Genomic DNA, 19,788 nt, shown 5'->3' on the forward strand with positions numbered 1-19,788 from the left:
TGGCCACATCGCCGCAACGATTAGAACATGTTCACATTGCTGTAGGAAGCTTTTTGGCATATTTGAACTGCCATTTTTCTCAAATTCGGCCCATGAATTTGTAACAGGTGTCATTTGAGGGTGGCCTAACCCTTGTGAGGCGTCACGCACCGTCGACTCCCATGTCTACCAAGCGCCGCATCAGTGATCAACAACTGGACGAGTGATCAGCTGGCTTCCGATGGCACCTGCCATCACAGCGTCAGTTGTCCAGATCGATCAAAGAAGACGCTGAAAACGTACGCCCCGTGGGCCGCTGCGCGAAGTATCCGCCGAGCGTGGCGGCGAGATCGTTTACCGACCAGTGATCATCGGCGGCGTCGAAGCGCTCCTCGACGACCGGCGCGGCCATCAGCGCGACCATCGGCCCGTACACGACGAACAGTTGCCCGTTGACGGCATCGGCGGCGGGCGAAGCGAGATAGGCGACCAAGCGCGCCACATGATCGGGCGAGAGTGGATCGATGCCGCCCTCCGGCGCCGCACTGAAGACCGCCTCGGTCATCGCGGTGCGCGCCCGGGGCGCAATGGCATTGGCGCGTACGCCGAATCGGGACAGACCGCGCGCGGCGGAGAGCGTCAGCGCGGTGATACCGGCCTTGGCCGCACCGTAGTTGGCCTGCCCCTCCGGGCCGAGCAGGCCCGCCTCGGAAGAGGTGTTGACGAGCCTGCCGTAGATCGGCGCGCCCGCCGCCTTGGACTTGGCCCGCCAGTAGGCGCCCGCATTGCGAGTCAATAGGAAATGACCGCGCAGATGCACCGCGACCACCGCGTCGAAGTCTTCGTCGGACATGTTGAACAACATGCGGTCGCGGGTGATGCCCGCATTGTTCACCACGATGTCTACGCTGCCGAAAGCTTCCTCGGCGGTGCTGATGAGCGCATCGGCGGTCGACCGCTCGGCAATGCTGCCCGCGACGAACTCGGCCTTGGCGCCGAGCGCACGGATATCGGCGAGGGTCTCGGCCACCGCATCCGACTCCGTCAGGTCGTTGACCACCACCGACGCGCCCGCCCCCGCCAAGGCCAGCGCCTCGGCGCGCCCCAGTCCGGCGCCGCCACCGGTAACGATGGCCACCCGCCCAGCAAGGCTCACATCCGTGTTGTCTACATCACTCACGAGCCCGACTCTAGAACGTGTTCCTGTCCGACGGCAAGCACCGGGTTACTGCAACTTCAGCGCCGCCTTCGGACACTGGGCCACCGCGTCCTCGACATCGGCGAGCCGATCCGCAGGTACGTCGGCTTCCACGATGTGCAGCACGTCCTCGTCATCGAGTTCGAAGACGTCGGGGGCGATTCCGACACAGATTCCGTTGGCCTCGCACTGATCCAGATCGACCGTGACCTTCATGGGAACTCCTTAAATGGGACTCTGGTCGAAGCCTAACAACACCAGGTCATATCGGATACCGCCATTGTGCGGATTCGGTAGCAATACTGGAACATGTTTCAGTTCGTATGCAATGATCGGTTGACCGACACCGAACGAAGGCTGAACTCTTCCCACCCCGCCGACTCCGCAAGCTCGGTCGGCTGACCATTCCCCAAGAGGTATTGCCATGCGCATTGCGTACACGCCGCAGCAGGAAGAGCTCCGCGCGGAGCTGCGCGACTACTTCGCGCGACTGATCACCCCGGAGCGCCGAGCCGCGCTGAGCGCGACCACCGGCGAGTACGGCCACGGCAACGTCTACCGCGAAGTGGTCCAGGAAATGGGCCGCGACGGCTGGCTCACCCTGGCCTGGCCCGAGGAGTTCGGCGGCCAGGACCGCCCGACCATGGACCAGCTGATCTTCACCGATGAGGCGGCCATCGCGGGTGCGCCGGTGCCCTTCCTCACCATCAATTCGGTGGCGCCGACGATCATGCACTACGGCAGCGAGGAGCAGAAGAAGTTCTTCCTGCCCAAGATCGCCGCGGGCGAACTGCACTTCTCGATCGGCTATTCGGAACCGGGCGCGGGCACCGACCTGGCCAGCCTGCGCACCACCGCCGTGCGCGACGGCGACGACTACGTGATCAACGGCCAGAAGATGTGGACCAGCCTGATCGCGTACGCCGACTATGTCTGGCTCGCGGTTCGCACCGATCCGACTGCCAAGAAGCACAAGGGCATCAGCATGCTCATCGTGCCGACCACCGCCGAGGGCTTCTCCTGGACGCCGGTGCACACCATGGCCGGACCGGACACCAGCGCCACCTACTACCAGGACGTCCGGGTGCCGACCAGTTCACTGGTCGGCCAGGAGAACGGCGGCTGGGCGCTGATCACCAATCAGCTCAACCACGAGCGCGTCGCGCTCACCTCGGCCGGACCGCTCATGGTCGCGCTGAACCAGACCACCGAATGGGCGCGCAACACCAAGGCGGGCGACGGTTCCCGGGTCATCGATCAGGAATGGGTGCGGCTCAATCTGGCCAGGGTGCAGGCCAAGGTCGAATATCTGAAGCTGCTGAACTGGGAGATCGCCAGCCGGGCCGATGCGGGCGGGGATGCCGCACCGCGGCCGTGGGATGCCTCGACCTGCAAGGTCTACGGCACCGAACTGTCCACCGAGGCCTACCGGCTGCTGATGGAAATCCTCGGCCCGCAGGCCTATCTGCGTCAGGATTCGCCGGGCGCCGAGCTGCGCGGACGGTTGGAGCGGTTCCACCGCGCCGCACTGATCCTCACCTTCGGTGGCGGCACCAACGAGGTCCAGCGCGACATCATCGCCATGACCGCACTGAAGCAACCCGCCGCGGCGCGCTGAGCTGTATTAGATCGCGGTGCTCCCGGGGCCCTACGTGGTCACGCAAGCTACCGCCTCCGGGCCCGTCGCTCGCACCGCAGAAAGCAGGTAGACACCATGGATTTCACACCCACCGAAGCTCAGCTCGATCTGACCCGCCTGACCGCCGAGGTCTGCGCCAAGTTGGTCACCGCGGACCGGATCCGCGAACTCGATGCCGAAGGCCGCTTCGACGAGCCGCTGTGGCAGTCGCTCGCCGAGACCGGCGTATTGGCCGCCGCACTGCCGGACGCGGTGGGCGGCGGCGATTTCGGCGCGCTCGAGCAGAGTGCCGTGCTGCGTGAACTCGGCAAGCACGTCGCCGCGGTCCCGTATCTGTGGTCGATCGTGGTCGGCGCGGGTGCACTCGCGCGTTTCGGCTCGGACGCTCAACAGGATTGGGCGCGCCAGGCCGGTGAGGGCAGCGTCATCCTCACCGCCGGGCTCGCCGAGGAGCACAACTGGGAGCCGACCGAACCGACCACCGTCGCGCACGAGGCCGATGGCGGCTGGCGACTCACCGGCGCGAAGACCACGGTGCCCTTTGCCGATCGTGCGGCCCGAATCCTGGTCCCCGCCACGGTTTCCGGAGCTCCCGCTCTATTCCTGGTCGATCCGGCCGATGCGACGGTGAACCTGACAGCCCAGCGTGTGGTCGACTTCAGCGCCGAATTCGGCGTCGAATTCCATGACACCCCGGCCGAATTGGTCGCGACGGTGGACTCCGGTGCGGAGATCCTGGACTGGATCCTGACCCGCGCCTGGCTCGGCCTGAGCGCACAGCAATTGGGCACTCTGGAGCGCGCACTCGAGCTGGTCGCCGAATATGCCCGCGAGCGTGAACAATTCGGCAAGGCCGTCGGCAGCTTCCAGGCTGTCGCGCAGCGCCTCGCCGACGCCTACATCGACGTCCAGGGACTGCGGCTGGCGGTCACCCAGGCCGCCTGGCGGGTTTCCGAGGATCTGGCCAGCGCGGAAGCCGTACACACGGCCAAGTTCTGGGCCGCCGATGCCGGACACCGGGTGGCGCACACCGTGGTTCACATACACGGCGGCGTCGGCATCGACCGCGACCACATCGTGCACAACTACTTCACCGCCGCGAAGCACAATGAATTCGCACTGGGCGGGGCGAGTGACCACCTGCGGGCCATCGGCTCTCTGCTCGCGGAAACCCCTGCCTGACCGAGCGCTGGCGACTGCTTGCAGGTCGCTCGAAAGGGTCGGGATCCGCACTCCCGAATCGGCCCGCCGGACCTGCCACCGGCGGGCCGATTGCTGAGCGAAGCAGTTAGGCCGACCTGCTGTTCGCGCTAGTATTACGTAATACACGTATTACAGATACGGCTCTAGGAGGGCATGGTGCTGCTCAACAGCAAGGGCCAGGTGACAATCCCCGCACAGTTGCGTGCCAAGCACAATCTGCGCGAGGGCGACGACGTCGAAATCATCGAAGTCGACGGCACCCTTCGGATCGTTCGCACCGAAGGCGCCCCCACTCGTGGCCAACGCCTCGTCCGGCGCCTGCGCGGAACCGCGGACAGCCGGGATATCGAAGGTATGAGCACAGACGAAGTCATGGATCTGCTCCGTGGCGAGTAGTCCGACCCCTATCGGCAGGCCCGCCGTCCTCATCGATTCGTGTGTCCTACTCGATGTCATGACCAATGACGAGCGCTGGGCGCAGTGGTCGATGGGCCGAATCACCGAGGCTCTCGACTCCGGCCGGGTGGTCATCAACCCGATCATCTACGCAGAGGTCTCCGTCGGGTACGACACCGTCGAAGAGCTGGACGATTTGCTGCCCGCCGACGAGTTCGAGCGTGAGGCTCTACCATTCCGCGCCGGCTTCCTGACGGGCAAGGCATTTCAGCGCTATCGCCGTAACAGCGGCGAGAAGCGCTCCCCGGCGCCCGACTTCTACATCGGCGCCCACGCCGCAGTCGCCGGATATCGACTCCTGACACGTGACCCCGGCCGGTATCGCGGCTATTTTCCGACCGTAGAACTGATCGCGCCCATGCCATGAAAACGGGCGCACTGATTTGTGCTCCGGTAGCGGCTATCTGGCCTCATCATCCCCGAGCAACCCGACGAAAAGTTGGCGGGTCGGCTCGGGCAGCGTGGTGCGGAATCGTTGGACGTGGATTTCGAATGGCTTGCCGGTCTTGCGATTTCGGAGCCGGATGGTCGGGTCGCGACGGCCGATGTACACCCGGCCGGTATTCCACAGGCGGTGGAAGTCGGGCTGTGCGCCCAGCTCGCGCAGTAGCAACTGGACATCGGCTCGGGCACCGGCATGGCCCGCGTAGCCGCGAAAACGCCCGACCATCAGATCGGCCTCGCGCTCCCATTCCTCGATCACCAGACGTGCCCGCGGATCGGTGAACATCCAGCGCAGCGCATGTCCGTTCGGTCCAAGACCGGGGAAGGCTTCGTCGAAGGCGTCGTTGCAGTCGATGATGCGCCAGCCGTCGTCGAGCGCCGCCGCGAGATGCGGGGTCAAGGCGTCGAGGGTCTTGCGCACGGGCTGCCGCTCCGGGCCGGGCCGGCTTGGTCCGCCGCTGAATCGTTGCTGCGCAAGGTGATACAGGTGGATGCGATCGTCGGGATCCAGTGCGAAGACCTCGGCGAGCGCATCGAGAATCGAGGGGCTCGGATTGAACGCACCGCCCTGTTCGATCTTGGCGAGATAGCCGACGCTGGAGTGGATCGCCTCGGCGAGCTGCTGTCGGCTCAGGCCGCCAGGATGCGCCGCGGTCGGCCGCTGCCGCCGCATCCGCACGAATTCGGCGAGCGTCGGCACCTGTAGTTCATCCATGTTCCTCCTTCGGGTCGCCGCCCATGGATGACGTTATGCCTTGCCGCTCAATCCTTCTGGGGCAATTCGCCACCAGCGACCTCGATGAGCGCACGGGCCGCGCGATTGATCCGCTCAGCGGCATCGTCGAGATCCGGCTGTCCGGCATCGAGCCAGGCGATCACCGCATCCAGGATGAAGGTGGGGATGACCTGCGCGGCCCAGTCCTGCCACGGCCCCGCGGGCACGGCATCGGTGAGATACCGCTGCGCGATCATCGTCGAATAGCTGCGGACCATATCGATGACATCGCGGAATTCGGGCTCGCGGACCGCGTGCCGGAACAGTAGCCGGAAGGCGTCAGGATCCGCGGCGGCCGCCCGCAGCAGCGCGGAAATGCTGGTGCCGTCCAGCTTTTCGGTGCCGACGGCGTCGCCGAGCCTGGTATAGGCCCGTTCCAGCACGGCCCGGTACAGATCGGCCTTCGAGGCGAAGTGACGGTAGAGGATCACGTGCGTAATGCCCGCCTCGGCGGCGATATCGGGCAGGCCCGTCCCGGTGAAACCGTTGCGGGCCACCGCGCGGGTGGCCGCGGCGAGGATCTGCTCGCGCCGCTGGGCACGCGGCATGCGCCGGACGGGTTGCGCCGAAGTCTCGGCGGGCGTTGGGCTTTCGGGCACGACATCACCTCCTTGTTCAAGTGGAATAGTACAAGCAATTATGTTTAAGCTTGCTTGTACAAGAGCTTGTTAGCAAGGAGTGAGCCATGACCACCGACTCATCGGAACTCGCATGCCCCTTCACCGGAACCGACGCCGCACCCAGCTCGATCAGCCGCGTCCGCACGGCGACAGGCGACGAGGCCTGGAAGGTCTGCGGCTATCACAAAGTGAAAGAGCTGTTCACCGATGTCCGTCTGGGCCGTTCCCATCCGACGCCGGAGACGGCGGCACGGTCGTCGGAGTCGGTGTTCTTCGGCCGCCCGTTCGGGAACTTCGAGACCGAACCCGCCGATAACGCGCGGATGCGCGGACTGCTCAATCCGCTGTTCTCGGCCAAGCGGATGCGCGAACTCACGCCGCGGGTGGCCGCGTTCACCACGCAACTGCTCGACGACATGGCCGGAAAGGGGTCGCCCGCCGACCTGCACAAGGCCTTCGCCGAACCGCTGCCGCTGCTGGTCATCAGCGAACTACTCGGTGTCCCCTACGAGGATCGCGCGCAGTTCCGGATCTGGAGCGAGGCGCTTTTCGACACCAGCGATGGCGCGAAGTCGGGACAAGCCGGGGCCGAATGGTTCCTGTACTGCAAGTCGCTGGTCGAACGGCTGCGCAGGGAACCGGGAGAGGGCGTGATCGCCAAGCTGTGCGAGGTGCCGGACCTGGCCGACGATGCCATCGCGACGCTTGCCATGGGCTTGCTCTTGGCCGGGCATGAGACCACCGTCGTCGAAATCGGCCTGTGCACAGTGCAATTGCTGCGGAATCCGGCGCAGTGGCAGCAGCTGGTCGATCAGCCGGAGCTGGTGCCCGCCGCGATCGAGGAACTGCTGCGCGTACACGATTCCACCGCCTTCGCCCGCTATGCGCGCTCCGATATGGAGATCGACGGCGTCACCGTCCGAACGGGCGATCTGGTGCTGCTGGACGTCGATTCGGCCAACCACGATCCAGAGATCTTCACCAATGCGCGCCAACTCGACGTGACCCGCTCGGAGGGGCAGCATCTGGCGTTCGGCTACGGCCTGCACTACTGCACCGGCGCGCCGCTGGCTCGCATCGAATTGCAGGTCGCCTTCGGTCAGCTGATATCTCGCTTCCCGACACTGCATCTGACGGTCGACCCGGACGAGTTACCAGTGCGCGAGAACGTTGTCACCAAGGGCCTGACCTCGTTGCCCGTCGCATGGTAAACCCGATAGTGGTCGGCACCGCGATCGCCTGCGCGTTCGTCGGCGTGATTCCGGTTTCGGCCGCGGCCGAATCGGTTTCGTGCGCAACGGCTACCGCCACGATCGCGGCGGCCGCTGTCGTTCGGGATGAGGACTGGGCCGAAGGGCTGGCCTATGACGCGCGCGGTGACCTGTGGGTCTCGCGGGTGCGACGCAACGAAGTGGTTCGCTATGACCCGTCCGGCCGCGTTACCGCCAGGGTCGCGGTCGCGTATCCCGGTGCGGTGAAACTCGGCCCGGACCAGCTGATCTACGTGACCTACGGCAACTTCCCGACCAATTTGGTACCCGGCTCGACCGGTGGCGGCGTCGTCCGCATTGATCCCACGGCCGAGACGCCGCGGGCCGAGATCTTCGCCTCCGGTCTGGGTATGGCCAATGGCGCCGCATTCGATAGCGCGGGAGACCTTTTCGTCGCCGACACCTCGACCGGCGTTGTCCGGATCCGGCCGGACGGCAGCGTCGACACCGAATGGTCGGACCGGACAAAGTATTTCGGCGCCGACGGCATTCTGGTCGACGGTGACACGCTCTACGTCACGCTGTATCTCAGCCCGAACGGCCGCATCCTGCGCATCCCGCTCGACGATCCCTCGCACGCCACCGTCGTCGCGGATCTGGCCGCCAGACCCGGCGCGCCACCGCTTCCCGACGATCTCGCCATCGGCCCGGACGGCATGCTCTACGACGCCACCACCTCGGGCCGACTCGTCCGCATCAATCCGGCGGATCACTCGACATGCACCGTCCTGACGGGTGAGCCGATGACCTCGATCGTCGTATCACCAAGCGCCGAAAGGGAATTCGTCGTCGGCACCGCCAGCGGCAATCTGCTGCGAGTGCGCTTGCCCGAATGAGTCCGACCCCGAGAACTACGTAAGGAGTGACTGTGGACATGGGCTGCCCCGTCACAGGTGAAACCATCCAGCGGACGCGCACCGCGCTCGGCCATGAAGGCTGGTTGGCCACCAGCTACGCGCAGGTGCGGACACTGTTCGCCGATCCGCGCCTCGGTCGTGCCCATCCCACGCCGGAAACCGCCGCGCGGGCTTCGGATTCGATGTTCTTCGGCGGTCCGCTCGGCAATTTCGAGACCGAACCCGCCGATCAGGCCCGGCTGCGCGAATTGGTGGTGCCGTTCTTCTCACCGCGGCGAATGCGCGACTTGCGGCCCAGGGTGGAAGAACTCACCACGCGGTTGTTCGACGAGATGGCCGCGCAGGGCTCTCCCGCCGACCTGCACACCGCTGTGGCGCTGCCGCTGCCGCTATTGGTCATCTGCGAACTGCTCGGTGTGCCCTATGCCGACCGCGATCGGTTCCGCGCCTGGACCGAGGCCCTCGGCGAGCAGCAGGACGCCGCGAAGGTGCAGCAGGGTGTCGCCGGATTGTTCGAGTACTTCATGTCATTGGTCCAACGCAAACGGCACGACCAGGCCGATGACGTGCTGTCGCAGCTGTGCGCCCGAGACGATCTGTCCGATCAGGGCATTGCCACGCTCGGCCTCGGTCTGTTGTTCGGCGGGCACGAGACCACGGTGGTCCAGATCGGGGTCGGCGCCAAACGGCTGCTGGAAAACCTCGACCAATGGCAGGCCCTGGTGGACGATCCCGAATTGGTTCCGACCGCGATCGAAGAACTCCTGCGGACGGCGGATGCCACCCAGATGCCCCGCTATGCGCGCACCGATATGGAGATCGACGGAAACGAGGTACACACCGGCGATCTCGTCCTGCTGGATCTGACCGCGGCGAACCATGATCCGACCGTCTTCACCGACCCCGACCGCGTCGACGTGGCCCGGAAGGACGGCTCCCATGTGACCTTCGGCTACGGTGCGCGGCACTGCGTCGGCGCACCGCTGGCCCGCATCGAATTGCACACCGTATTCACCCAATTGGTGACCCGGTTCCCGACCATGCGCTTGGCCGTCGCCCCTGCCGCCGTGCCGATGCGCACCAGCAGCTTCACCGGCGGTGTCGAGGAGTTGCCCGTGCTGTGGTGAAAACCGTTGGTATAACCGGTTCTTGTTAGGCTGCTCTATTTCGGGGGACGCAGTCTGACAGGAGCACGGTTATGCCCTTCGTAACCTCCGCTGGCGCGAAAGTGCACTTCGTCGACAGCGGAGGATCCGGGCCCGCGGTGGTGCTCGGGCACGCCTTCTTCATGGATCACGAATTGTTCGCGAACCAGATTGCCGCACTTGCCCCGGAATACCGCGTGATCTCGATCGATGCGCGCGGCCACGGACTGACCGAACACGACGACGGCGCATACAGTTTCTGGGATCTGGCCCGCGATGCCTGGTCGGTGGTCGACCACCTCGGCATCGACCGGGTGGTCGTGGGCGGTGTCGGGCAGGGCGGATTCACCGCACTGCGGATGGCCCTGCTGTGCCCGCCGCGAGTGGACGGCCTGATCCTGCTCGGCTGTTCGGCGCAGGCCTACAGCGACGTGCAGCGGGTCGGCTATCGCCAGGTCACCGATGCTTGGATCGGGACCGGGCCGCTGACCGTGATCGCGAAGATGGTGGCGGGCTTGATCATCGGCGGTGATCGGTCCGATCATCAACCGTGGCTGGCCAAATGGTTGAGCGGTGATCGGGAACGGGTCGCCGCCGCGGCCGACTGTCTGATCAATGTCGACGACATCTCCGATCTCATCGGCGATATCACCTGCCCCGCGCTCTTGGTGCGCGGCGCCTCAGATCCGGCCTTCGATCACGATGCGGTGGATTTACTGACAAAGGGACTCGGTGGTCCCGCGGAATTCCACACCATCGAGGGCGCAGCGCACACACCGAATCTCACGCACGCGTGTGAAATCGATCAGCTGATGCTGCAATTCCTCGGGCGACTCGGCCGGTAGTACTACCGACCGGGGGTACTACCGGCCAGGGGGTGGCCGATGCCTGGTCCGGGGAAACTCTTGCCCACAGGGGGGCCCGCTTGATGTATTCGATACGGCGGCGCCGCCAATTCCGTTCCGGTCGAACGTGATTCACAGATACGCAGTGGGTGTCGCTATTGTGCGCCCCCGGCGTGGGTAGGACATGCAATGAGGGTTTCTTTTCTGTTCGGTGGACAGGTCAGCCTGACCGCCGAAGTCATCGATGAGTTCTGCGAGCGGTGCCCGTCCATCGCACTCGCCTACGAAGGAGCCGCCGCGGTGACCGGATTATCGGTGGACCGACTGCGCGCTCGGGAATCGGCCGCGGAAATGGCGAGCGAACCGGAGGATCGGCACAGCCTCGGCGCATTGCGTCAGGCCGCATTCGCACTCGGTCTCGCCGAGGACCTGGCCGCACGCGGTTTCGAGCCGGAGGCCGCCGGTGGGCTGAGCCTGGGCGCGCTGATCAGCACCTGCGTGGCCGGAGCCGTGGAGCGGCACGAATTGTTCGGCATGCTGCATCACCGCAGGCTCGTGCCGGAATTGCCGGAAGGTGTTGCCGCACAAGGAATGGGGCTGATGTACACGCCGATCGAGGACGATCCGGCGAACTATTACGGTGCACGCCGCCCCGGTGTGCATCTGGCCGTCGACACCGGCCCGATCGATGACGTGCACCGATCATTCGTGATCTCGGGTTATCTCACGGCACTGCAAGAGATCCTGGTCGAAATCGAGGCGTCCTCGGATACCCGCCAAATGTTCGTACTGGATGCGTACAAGGGTGCGTTCCATTCTCCGCTGCAACAGCATGCCGCGGATTTCATGCGCGCATTCGTCGACGATATGACCTTCCGCGATCCGGAATTCCCGGTCTGCTCACCGGTCCGGCAGCGCAGTTTGACCACCGCCGACGACGTTCGAGATTTTGTGCTGCACAACAACTTGCAGTCGGCCCGCTACGAGCCGCTGATCCAGGAAATGGATCGGATCGGCATCCGCGGTGGCCTGATCCTCGGCCCCGGGCTGCCACAGCCCGCAGATCGGCCCTTTCCGGTCGAATTGATCGCCGAGCCGATCGATCTCGACCGGCTGCCCGAGATAGCGCAGTTGCTGGCCGAACGGGATGTACAAAGCGTATGAAACGTTTCACGCAACGCCGAGTGCTGGTAACGGGCGCGGGTTCCGGCATCGGCAGGGCCATTGTCTTGCGGCTGCTCGAGGAGGGAGCGGAGGTGGTCGGCGTGAGCAGAACCGGCGATGGCCTCGCCAAGACCGCCCAGCTCGCCATCGATCAGGGCTCGGGCGCCCGGCTCACCGTCGCGTCGCTCGACATCGCGGACGAGGCCGCTGTCGAGCAGACGGTACCCGGGCTGATAGCCGATGGCCTGGATGTGCTGGTGAATGCCGCTGGGATCGTGCGCATGTCGCATACCCACGAGACCACCACCGAGCTGTGGAATACCGTCCTCGGCACCAATCTGACCGGAACATTCCTGGTGACTCGGACCGCCCTGCCCGCACTACTGGAGTCCGAGCGCGGGGTGGTGGTCAATATCAGCTCTAATGCCGCGTCCTATGCCGCGCCGTATCGCGCGGCGTACGCGGCGAGCAAGGGCGGACTGGAGGCCTTCACGCGGGTGCTGGCGCTGGAGTACAGCAAGCGGAATCTGCGCGCGGTCTGCGTCTCGCCCGGCGGCATCGAGACGGCCATGACCTACAGCCTGCTCGATGTGCCACCGGATATCGATCCGGGCCTGATGAGCAAGATGGCTCCGGCCATCGGGCCACTGCTCGGATCGCCCGAGATGGTCGCCGGTGTGGTCGCGATGGTCGCTTCCACCGACGGCGAATTCATCACGGGCACAACGATTCACGTAGACGGTGGCGCGCACGTCTAGGGATTGATCGGCTCCGATGTCAGGTAGCGCTGGAGGGTCGGTGCGATATCGGTGATGATCTGCTCGCGCGTCAGGCCGACCACCGGCGGCAGCTCGAGCACGTAGCGGCACAGCGCGAGCCCGAGCAACTGGGTGACGATCAAACCCCCGCGACGCTGCGCGTCGGCCGGATCGCCGAAGCGCAGCACCGCGGGCAGCACCTGTTCGGCGAAGATCTGCCGAAAGCGTTGGCTCACACCCTCATCGGTGATGGACGAGCGCAGCAAGATCACCAGCACCTTGTTGTCGGACTGGTCCTCCCAGACCGCCAGGAATCGGCGAACCAGCAACTCCCCCAGGGCATCCGGATCGGCCGCGGCGAGATCCGGCAGGTCGAGGCGCACATCGACCGCCGCGGCGAAAAGCCCGTCCTTACTGCCGAAGTAGCGCATCACCATCGACGGATCGATCGCGGCATCGGCGGCGATGGCGCGAATGGTCGCCTTGCGAAATCCTTCGGCGGCGAAGCGGGCGCGCGCGGCCGCCAGGATGGCCGCGCGGGTGGCATCGGAGCGACGCGCAGGCGGTTGATCAGGCTCGATATTCATGCCAACAAGTGTAGGCCAACAACTGTTGACTTCCACAAGCGGTTCGCGTTACGGTTATGCCAACAAGCGTTGGCCTACAGATGTTGACCTAGGAGTTCCGATGAACACCACCCCGCTGCCGGAGACCACTTCCGTCGTTGTCGTCGGAGCCGGTCCGGCCGGACTGACCACCGCGATCACCCTGGCCGACGCCGGTATCGACTTCGTACTGCTGGACCGGCTCACCGAGGGTGCGAACACCTCGCGCGCCGCGGTGGTTCACGCAAGGACCCTGGAGGTGCTGCGGGAACTGGGCATCGCCGAGGAACTCGTGGACCGCGGCATCGTGGTGCCGACCTTCCGAGTACTGGACGGCAACCGCACACTGGCGACAGTGCCGTTCGGCGGACTGCCCACCGAGTACCCGTACACGCTGATGGTTCCGCAGGACACCACCGAGGCAGTACTGCTCGCACGGTTGCGCAAGGCGGGCGCGGATGTGCACCGGCCCTACCGAATCACCGGGGTCGTCGATGAAAATGACGGCGTCACAGTCGAATACGTCGACAGCGCGGGCGCGACCGGCATGATCCGCGCGGACTATGTGGTCGGCGCGGACGGTATGCACAGCGTCGTCCGTGCGCAGGCGGGCATCGGCTTCACCGGCGACACCTACCCGGAATCCTTCGTCCTCGCCGATGTCCGGATGGACTGGCCGATCGCGCGTGACGAAGTGGCACTGCACCTTTCGCCGGAGGGCGTGACGGTGGTCGCGCCGCTGCCGGACGAGACCGATCCGAATCGGTACCGGGTCGTCGCGACCGTCGACGAGGCTCCCGAGCACCCGGCTGTCGAGGATATTCAGACCATCCTGGACACCCGCGGCCCCGGCGGCAGCGTGAAAGTCCGTGAGGTGCTGTGGAGCTCGCGCTTCCGGGTGCACCACCGCGTCGCGGATCACTACCGCGCGGGTCGTCTGCTGCTGGCAGGCGATGCCGCACATGTGCACAGCCCGGCGGGCGGACAAGGCATGAACACCGGCATCCAGGATGCGGCTTTCCTCGGTCCGCTGCTGGCCCGGGTCGTCGGCGGCGAGCCCGACAGCGTACTCGACGCCTACGAAACCACCCGTCGCCCAGTGGCTCTCGGTGTCGTCGCCTTCACCGATCGGATGACGAAGATGGCCACCTTGCGACCGCTCCCGGCACGCATCGTCCGCAATACCGTTATGACGATGGCGACCAGCGTCCCGGCGGTCCGGAACAAGCTGGCATTCCGCCTCGCGGAACTCGCCAACCGATAGTCCCTGCCTGAACGGCCCGCCCGGCAAGTGCCCGGCGGGCCTTACCTATTCGCGGCCTCGATGTGGTCGACCCCATTGGAGAAATCGACCTGACGTTCGGCATTCGACAGCGCGGTCACCACACAGGTCCCGAACGATCCATGCCGATCGAACAGTGTCGCGGTGCCCACCGCGACCCCCTCCGCGCTGATGTGCATATCGGCCTCGAGCCCGATTTCCGTGCCGACGGCGGGCCGCGCGAGTGCCAGTGTCAGATCGGTGTTTATGAATCCGATTCCGGCGCTACCCCAATTGGTCATCATGCTGGTCCCCTCGCCGATGATGGTCGCACCGACGAATGCGGACGGCGTCTGCCCCTCGATCAACGACATCGGCACCTGCCAGGTCCGTTTGCGACTGCCGTTCTGATGTTCACCGATCCGCGTCGACCAGCCGTCGGCATGGGCATCGCTGCCCCACATCGGAGCACGGGGCAGATCCGTCGGCGGCGAGATCTCGACCGGCGGCGGCGCGGGTTGATCCTGCCGAGTCCACAGCTCCCCCGGCGGCTGTACCGACTTCTTCAAGAAGACCGCCGTCGCCCTGGCCACATCGACACCGTCCTGCATCAGCGCGGCATCCGCGACCCGGATCCGCCGCCCGTCGCGCACCGATTCGGTGACCACCTGGACCGGTTGCCTGCGCGTCGGCCGGAACAGGTCGACGGTAAGCCTGGCGGGCACGAATCCGTCCCGACCGTGTTCACGTTCGAGCGCCTGTGCCAGCAGTCCACAGATGGCGGGACCGTTGATCATATCCGGCGACCAGGCACTTGCGGCGAACGGCAACGGCTCGAAGCCGAGTGCGGTCTCCTCGAAAAACCCCAGGCGAATAGCCAATTTACTTGCTGCTCGCCTCGATGTGCTCGTCGGCCGGGCGCTCCTCGGTTTGCGCCTTGGCCCAACGGTAATCGGGCTTGCCCGCCGGATTGCGCTTGATCTGATCGACGAACCACACGCTGCGCGGCAGCTTGTAGGGCGCGATCTCCTGGGTGAGCACCGGACGCAGTTCGTCGAGGGTGGGACGTTTGTCGCCACGACACTGCACGACCGCCGCCACCCGCTGTCCCCACCGCTCGTCCGGAACGCCGACCACGAGCGCGTCGAAGATCTCGGGGTGGATCTTGAGCGCACCCTCGACCTCCTCCGGATAGATCTTCTCGCCGCCGCTATTGATGCTCACCGAACCGCGGCCGAGCATGGTGACGGTGCCGTCCTCCTCGACCCGGGCGTAGTCGCCGGGGATGGAGTAGCGAATTCCGTTGAACTCCTTGAACGTTGCCTTGGTCTTGGCCTCGTCCTTGTAGTAGCCGACCGGAATGTGGCCGCTGCGCGCGAGGAACCCGACCTGCCCGGAGCCCGGTGCCACCGGATTGCCCTGGTCGTCGAGCACCTGGGTGGCGGCATCGATCTTCACCCGCGGACCACCGGTGTGGTTGGCGCCCTTGGCGACAACGGCGAGACCGCCGAAGCCGGTCTCGGAGGACCCGATGGAATCGGTGATCATCCGGTTCGGCAGGCGTTCCAGGAACTGGTCTTTGAGCGTCGGCGAGAACAGCGCCGCACTGCTGGCGATCAGGTAGAGGCTCGAAAGGTCGTACGGCTCACCGGTTTCCGGATTGCCCTCGGCGAGCGCGTCCATCATCGGCCGGGCCATGGCGTCACCGGTGATGAAGATGAGGTTGATCTTGTGCCGGTCGATGTGCTGCCACACGCCGTGTCCGGTGAACTCCGGAATCATCACGGCCTTACCGCCGTCGAACAGGCTGTGGAATGTCGCGGTCTGTGAGCCGCCGTGGATCATCGGCGGAATCGGGAACCGGACCATCTGCGGATTGCCCGCACCGGTCTTGGCCTGATGCCATTCGTCCTCGACGTATTCGCCGGTGAGGAAGTTGATGCCGCCGCCGAGCACGCGCCACCAGTCCTCGTGCCGCCACATGACGCCCTTGGGCAGGCCGGTGGTGCCGCCGGTGTAGAGCATGAAGATGTCATCGGAGGAGCGCTCGCCGAAGTCGCGCTCACCGGAGGACTCGGCCAGCACCGTCTCGTATTCCACCGAATCGGCTGCGGTCGCAATGGTGCCCGTCGTATCGTCGTCCACGACGATGACCGTCTTCAGCAGGGGCGTATTCGGGCGAACCCCGGCCACCCGGTCGCTGTAGCGGCGCTCGTGGATCAGCGCGACCATATCCGAATTGTCGAAAATGTACTGCAACTCGTTCTCGACGTAACGGAAATTCACGTTGATCATCACGGCGCGCGCCTTGAAGACCGCGACCATGGCCTCGACAGCCTCGACCGTGTTCCGCGAATAGATGCCCACCTTGTCACCCGGTTGGACACCCTGTTGCAGCAGGTAGTTCGCGAGTTTGTTGGCCCGCTCCTCGAGCTGCGCGTAAGTCACCTCGCGGCCGTCGTCGGCCAGCGCTACGCGGTCGGGCATCAGATCGATGGCGTGTTCGACTAGGTCCGCTATGTTGTAGCTCACAGAGCTAAAAATAGAACGTGTTACTGTTTCTGACAAGGCTGAATTTGACCCACCCCGGGCCCTGGAAAGTCAGGAGAATCTCCCAATGCCAGATTGCCTCGTCGAGAAGCGCGATCACGTCCTCATCGTCACCATGAATCGGCCCGAGGCCCGCAATGCCCTTTCGGCCGAGATGATGGCGATCATGCGCGACGCCTGGGACCAGGTGGACAACGATCCCGATATCCGGGTCGCGATCCTGACCGGTGCGGGCGGTGCTTTCTGTGCGGGCATGGACCTCAAGGCGATGACCGCGCGGCACCCCGGCGACAACGCGAGCAGCTTCGATCCGACCAAATTGGAGGCGCTGCTCAAAGGCCGTCGACTCACCAAACCGCTGATCGCGGCGGTGGAGGGCCCGGCCATCGCCGGTGGCACCGAAATCCTGCAGGGCACCGATATCCGGGTGGCCGCCGAAGGCGCGAAATTCGGTGTATCCGAGGCGCGTTGGGGCCTGTTCCCGCTCGGCGGCTCGGCCGTGCGGCTGGTCCGGCAGATTCCCTACACCGTCGCCGCCGACATTCTGCTGACCGGCAGGCACATCAGCGCTGGCGAGGCCAAGGAGATCGGGCTGATCGGGCATGTGGTCCCGGACGGCACCGCACTGGACAAGGCACTTGAACTCGCCGCGCAGATCGCGGCCAACGGTCCCCTCGCGGTGCAGGCAATTCTGCGCACCATTCGGGAGACCGAGGCCATGCCGGAAGAGGACGCCTTCCAGATCGAGGCGAAGCTCGGCATGTCGGTCTTCCGGTCGGCCGATGCCAAGGAGGGCCCGAAGGCCTTCGCGGAGAAGCGCAAGCCCACCTTCACCGGCAGCTGAACTACGTTCGCGCCGAGGCAAGTCGAGTGGTGGCACCCGGGCCACCACTCGACCGGCATCGGCGTCGATCAGTTGCCGGGGTAGTCCATCCAGAAGGGCTCCCACTGGTGGCCATCCGGATCGATGAACGTGCGGCCGAACATGCCGACCTGGGCTTCCTGGGCGCGGCGATCCTCGTTGATTTCCTCGGTGGCGCCTGCGGCCAGGGCGGCATTGGTGAGTGCGTCGACCTCTTGTGCGCTGCCCAGGGATAACGCGTACGCGCCGCCGCTGGTCGCGATCGTGTCGGCGATCGGGCGCTTGCTGAAGTTCGAATAGAAGTCCTTGGTCAGCAGCATGGCGCAGATGTTGTCGTCGATGACGATGCACGCGGCGTTCTCATCGGTGAAGTCCTGATTCACCTTCCAGCCGATCGCCTCGTAGAAGTTTCTGGACCGGCCCAGGTCCGCGACGGGGAGGTTGATGAAGATCATCTTGCTGGGCATGCGGAATCCCTTACGTCGGCGTCGGCGGTCTCTATGTAAAGACGGATCGACCGCGCGAAACTCATCGGTCCCGAGCACTGTGTGGCCGAACACATCTGTCGCCCCGCAGTGATTGATCTTGAAGCCGCAGGTACAGGCAATTCGGGTCTCGAATGTGTCGGTGGGCTGTGGCAGGGTGACACCCATGAACGACTCCGTCGGCCTCACCCCGGACGTCCTCGAATCCTTCGAAGGACACCGGCGGGAACTGTGCGCCTACGCCTATCGCATGCTCGGCTCCTCCTTCGAAGCGGAGGATGCGGTGCAGGAGACCTTCACTCGCGCGTGGAAGTCCTACGACTCGTTCGAGGGTCGCGCCAGCCTGAGGTCGTGGCTGTACAAGATCACCACCAATGTCTGCCTCGATATGCTCGACGGCCCGCAGCGCCGGGCCAGGCCGATGGATCTGTCCGGTCCGTCGCGGCCGGATTCGCCGCTGCCGATGCCGCAGCCGGATTACGTCTGGATCGAACCGATCCCGAACGCACTGGCCTTCGGATCGGATCCGGCCGAGCACGCCTCGGCCAAGGACACATTGCGGCTGGCGTTCGTCGCGGCCTGTCAGCACCTGCCCGCGACCCAGCGCGCCATCCTGATCATGCGCGAGGTGCTGCGGTTCTCGGCCAGCGAGACGGCCGAGGCACTCACCATGTCCCCCGCCTCGGTGAACAGCGCACTACAGCGCGCCAGGGCCACCATGTCGAAGGTGCAGCCGACCGCCACCGACACCTACGACGAAACCGATGACGATCAGCGCAAACTCGTCGACGATTTCGTCAAGGCCTTCGAGGCCTACGATATGGACACCCTGACCACCCTGCTGAAAACCGATGTGGCACTGTCCATGCCGCCGATCGAACTCTGGGTCTCGGGCCCCGAGAATGTGGCCGCTTTCATGCTCGGCCACGGCAAGGGCTGCCGCGATTCCCGCATGATCCGGTTGGCAGGCGCCAACGGTCTGCCCGCGTTCGGCCACTACAAGCCGAGCGAGACCGAGCCGGGCGTCTGGGTGCCGTGGTCCATCACGGTGCTGGAGTTGGACGGCGACTCGATCGCCGGACTCAACTTCTTCCTCGACACCGAAAAGCTGTTCCCGCTCTTCGGTTTGGCGCCGGAGCTGCGCGAACCGGTTGGGTGAGGTTGGGTCCGGGCGGTCCTCGGTCCGGGCGGGAAGGGGGCCGGGCGGGAAGGGGTCCGGGCGGGAAGGGCAGAAGTCCAGCACGCGAACCGGTTGGGTGAGGTTGGGTCCGGGGTCCCGGGCGGGGAGGGTTCGCAGAGGGACGGGCGGGGAGGGTTGGGACGGTGCGGGGAGGGACAGGCGAAGTCCAGCCCGCAGGGGCAGACCACCGCAGCGTTCCAGCGCTCGACGGTAGTCAAATGGCGGTTGATCCGGCTGGTCGGCCACCATTTGACTACCCTCGCCAAACTCTCGAGAACGCAACCACAGCCAGTCGACCAAGCTGGAACCCGCGAGCCTGCCCCCCGACCCCGCAAGCCAAGCCGGTTACGTCACACGACGCGCCCAGCCCCGCCCCACCAAAACCACCACAAACCGCCCCTCCGAGTTGGACATGTGATCACGTGGAAACTGGGGCGGCATCGCCCGAGAAGCCCCCGCCACCACCGCCACCTGATCTTGATCGCTGGACG

Annotated in this window: 21 protein-coding genes; 13 read left to right on the forward strand and 8 right to left on the reverse strand. The window is 65.4% G+C overall.

Annotated features, from left to right (window positions below):
• Nucleotides 1-241: 241 nt before the first annotated feature.
• Both NP3_RS38655 and NP3_RS38660 read right to left on the reverse strand, forming a co-directional pair.
• Complete coding sequence (locus NP3_RS38655) at nucleotides 242-1,159, reverse strand: 3-oxoacyl-ACP reductase (RefSeq protein ID WP_063046665.1); 918 nt, start codon at nucleotides 1,157-1,159, stop codon at nucleotides 242-244.
• A 45-nt stretch (nucleotides 1,160-1,204) separates the two neighbouring features.
• Nucleotides 1,205-1,393, reverse strand: a complete 189-nt coding sequence (locus NP3_RS38660) for a ferredoxin (protein ID WP_063046666.1) — start codon at nucleotides 1,391-1,393, stop codon at nucleotides 1,205-1,207.
• Nucleotides 1,394-1,601: 208 nt separating this feature from the next.
• Between NP3_RS38660 and NP3_RS38665 the strand changes: the two genes are divergently transcribed.
• From NP3_RS38665 to NP3_RS38680, 4 genes are all read left to right on the forward strand, one after another.
• Nucleotides 1,602-2,795: an acyl-CoA dehydrogenase family protein gene (locus NP3_RS38665; protein ID WP_063046667.1), complete on the forward strand. Its 1,194-nt coding sequence runs from the start codon at nucleotides 1,602-1,604 to the stop codon at nucleotides 2,793-2,795.
• Nucleotides 2,796-2,891: 96 nt separating this feature from the next.
• Complete coding sequence (locus tag NP3_RS38670) at nucleotides 2,892-3,998, forward strand: acyl-CoA dehydrogenase family protein (RefSeq protein ID WP_063046668.1); 1,107 nt, start codon at nucleotides 2,892-2,894, stop codon at nucleotides 3,996-3,998.
• A gap of 174 nt (nucleotides 3,999-4,172) precedes the next feature.
• Complete coding sequence (locus NP3_RS38675; RefSeq protein WP_245721286.1) at nucleotides 4,173-4,415, forward strand: AbrB/MazE/SpoVT family DNA-binding domain-containing protein; 243 nt, start codon at nucleotides 4,173-4,175, stop codon at nucleotides 4,413-4,415.
• Nucleotides 4,405-4,842 carry a type II toxin-antitoxin system VapC family toxin gene (locus NP3_RS38680; protein WP_063046669.1) on the forward strand — a complete coding sequence of 146 codons (438 nt, stop codon included), beginning with the start codon at nucleotides 4,405-4,407 and terminating at the stop codon, nucleotides 4,840-4,842. Before NP3_RS38675 ends, NP3_RS38680 begins: the two co-directional genes overlap by 11 nt.
• A gap of 33 nt (nucleotides 4,843-4,875) precedes the next feature.
• On the opposite strand, the gene NP3_RS38685 is transcribed toward NP3_RS38680, so the two are convergent.
• Nucleotides 4,876-5,634 (reverse strand): helix-turn-helix transcriptional regulator, encoded by a 759-nt coding sequence (locus NP3_RS38685; protein WP_063046670.1) that lies wholly within the window; start codon nucleotides 5,632-5,634, stop codon nucleotides 4,876-4,878.
• A gap of 47 nt (nucleotides 5,635-5,681) precedes the next feature.
• Complete coding sequence (locus NP3_RS38690; RefSeq protein ID WP_245721287.1) at nucleotides 5,682-6,293, reverse strand: TetR/AcrR family transcriptional regulator; 612 nt, start codon at nucleotides 6,291-6,293, stop codon at nucleotides 5,682-5,684.
• 86 nt (nucleotides 6,294-6,379) lie between these two features.
• Here NP3_RS38690 and NP3_RS38695 point away from each other — a divergent pair, with 86 nt between their 5' ends.
• The 6 genes from NP3_RS38695 to NP3_RS38720 all read left to right on the forward strand — a co-directional run bounded on the left by NP3_RS38695 (nucleotide 6,380) and on the right by NP3_RS38720 (nucleotide 12,354).
• Nucleotides 6,380-7,525 carry a cytochrome P450 gene (locus NP3_RS38695; protein ID WP_063046672.1) on the forward strand — a complete coding sequence of 382 codons (1,146 nt, stop codon included), beginning with the start codon at nucleotides 6,380-6,382 and terminating at the stop codon, nucleotides 7,523-7,525.
• The gene (locus NP3_RS38700) at nucleotides 7,519-8,421 is read left to right on the forward strand and encodes an SMP-30/gluconolactonase/LRE family protein (RefSeq protein WP_063825033.1); all 903 of its coding nucleotides are present in this window, start codon (nucleotides 7,519-7,521) and stop codon (nucleotides 8,419-8,421) included. The genes NP3_RS38695 and NP3_RS38700 overlap by 7 nt, the downstream gene beginning before the upstream one ends.
• Before the next feature lie 38 nt (nucleotides 8,422-8,459).
• Nucleotides 8,460-9,569, forward strand: coding sequence for a cytochrome P450 (locus tag NP3_RS38705; RefSeq protein ID WP_063046674.1), 1,110 nt, complete (start codon nucleotides 8,460-8,462; stop codon nucleotides 9,567-9,569).
• 71 nt (nucleotides 9,570-9,640) lie between these two features.
• Nucleotides 9,641-10,432 (forward strand): alpha/beta fold hydrolase, encoded by a 792-nt coding sequence (locus NP3_RS38710; protein WP_063046675.1) that lies wholly within the window; start codon nucleotides 9,641-9,643, stop codon nucleotides 10,430-10,432.
• 189 nt (nucleotides 10,433-10,621) lie between these two features.
• A complete protein-coding gene (locus tag NP3_RS38715) occupies nucleotides 10,622-11,596 on the forward strand; it encodes a hypothetical protein (RefSeq protein WP_063046676.1) in 975 nt (324 codons plus the stop codon).
• Complete coding sequence (locus tag NP3_RS38720) at nucleotides 11,593-12,354, forward strand: SDR family NAD(P)-dependent oxidoreductase (RefSeq protein ID WP_063046677.1); 762 nt, start codon at nucleotides 11,593-11,595, stop codon at nucleotides 12,352-12,354. The genes NP3_RS38715 and NP3_RS38720 overlap by 4 nt, the downstream gene beginning before the upstream one ends.
• On the opposite strand, the gene NP3_RS38725 is transcribed toward NP3_RS38720, so the two are convergent.
• A complete protein-coding gene (locus tag NP3_RS38725; protein ID WP_063046678.1) occupies nucleotides 12,351-12,941 on the reverse strand; it encodes a TetR/AcrR family transcriptional regulator in 591 nt (196 codons plus the stop codon). The two genes, NP3_RS38720 and NP3_RS38725, sit on opposite strands and share 4 nt — an antisense overlap.
• Nucleotides 12,942-13,041: 100 nt before the next feature.
• Between NP3_RS38725 and NP3_RS38730 the strand changes: the two genes are divergently transcribed.
• On the forward strand, nucleotides 13,042-14,223 hold the full coding sequence (locus tag NP3_RS38730) for an FAD-dependent oxidoreductase (protein ID WP_063046679.1): 1,182 nt from the start codon (nucleotides 13,042-13,044) through the stop codon (nucleotides 14,221-14,223).
• A 41-nt stretch (nucleotides 14,224-14,264) separates the two neighbouring features.
• On the opposite strand, the gene NP3_RS38735 is transcribed toward NP3_RS38730, so the two are convergent.
• Together NP3_RS38735 and NP3_RS38740 are read right to left on the reverse strand one after the other, a co-directional pair.
• Nucleotides 14,265-15,095: a thioesterase family protein gene (locus NP3_RS38735; RefSeq protein WP_281197664.1), complete on the reverse strand. Its 831-nt coding sequence runs from the start codon at nucleotides 15,093-15,095 to the stop codon at nucleotides 14,265-14,267.
• 7 nt (nucleotides 15,096-15,102) lie between these two features.
• Nucleotides 15,103-16,752, reverse strand: a complete 1,650-nt coding sequence (locus NP3_RS38740; RefSeq protein WP_063046681.1) for an acyl-CoA synthetase — start codon at nucleotides 16,750-16,752, stop codon at nucleotides 15,103-15,105.
• 85 nt (nucleotides 16,753-16,837) lie between these two features.
• Here NP3_RS38740 and NP3_RS38745 point away from each other — a divergent pair, with 85 nt between their 5' ends.
• Nucleotides 16,838-17,614, forward strand: a complete 777-nt coding sequence (locus tag NP3_RS38745) for a crotonase/enoyl-CoA hydratase family protein (RefSeq protein ID WP_063046682.1) — start codon at nucleotides 16,838-16,840, stop codon at nucleotides 17,612-17,614.
• Nucleotides 17,615-17,682: 68 nt separating this feature from the next.
• Here the strand turns inward: NP3_RS38745 and NP3_RS38750 are convergent, their stop codons facing one another.
• Nucleotides 17,683-18,099 carry a VOC family protein gene (locus NP3_RS38750; protein WP_063046693.1) on the reverse strand — a complete coding sequence of 139 codons (417 nt, stop codon included), beginning with the start codon at nucleotides 18,097-18,099 and terminating at the stop codon, nucleotides 17,683-17,685.
• A gap of 184 nt (nucleotides 18,100-18,283) precedes the next feature.
• Here NP3_RS38750 and NP3_RS38755 point away from each other — a divergent pair, with 184 nt between their 5' ends.
• Nucleotides 18,284-19,276: a sigma-70 family RNA polymerase sigma factor gene (locus NP3_RS38755; RefSeq protein WP_063046683.1), complete on the forward strand. Its 993-nt coding sequence runs from the start codon at nucleotides 18,284-18,286 to the stop codon at nucleotides 19,274-19,276.
• The last annotated feature ends 512 nt before the right edge of the window (nucleotides 19,277-19,788 follow it).

This window comes from Nocardia pseudovaccinii NBRC 100343, from assembly GCF_001613225.1.
Classification (GTDB): domain Bacteria; phylum Actinomycetota; class Actinomycetes; order Mycobacteriales; family Mycobacteriaceae; genus Nocardia; species Nocardia pseudovaccinii.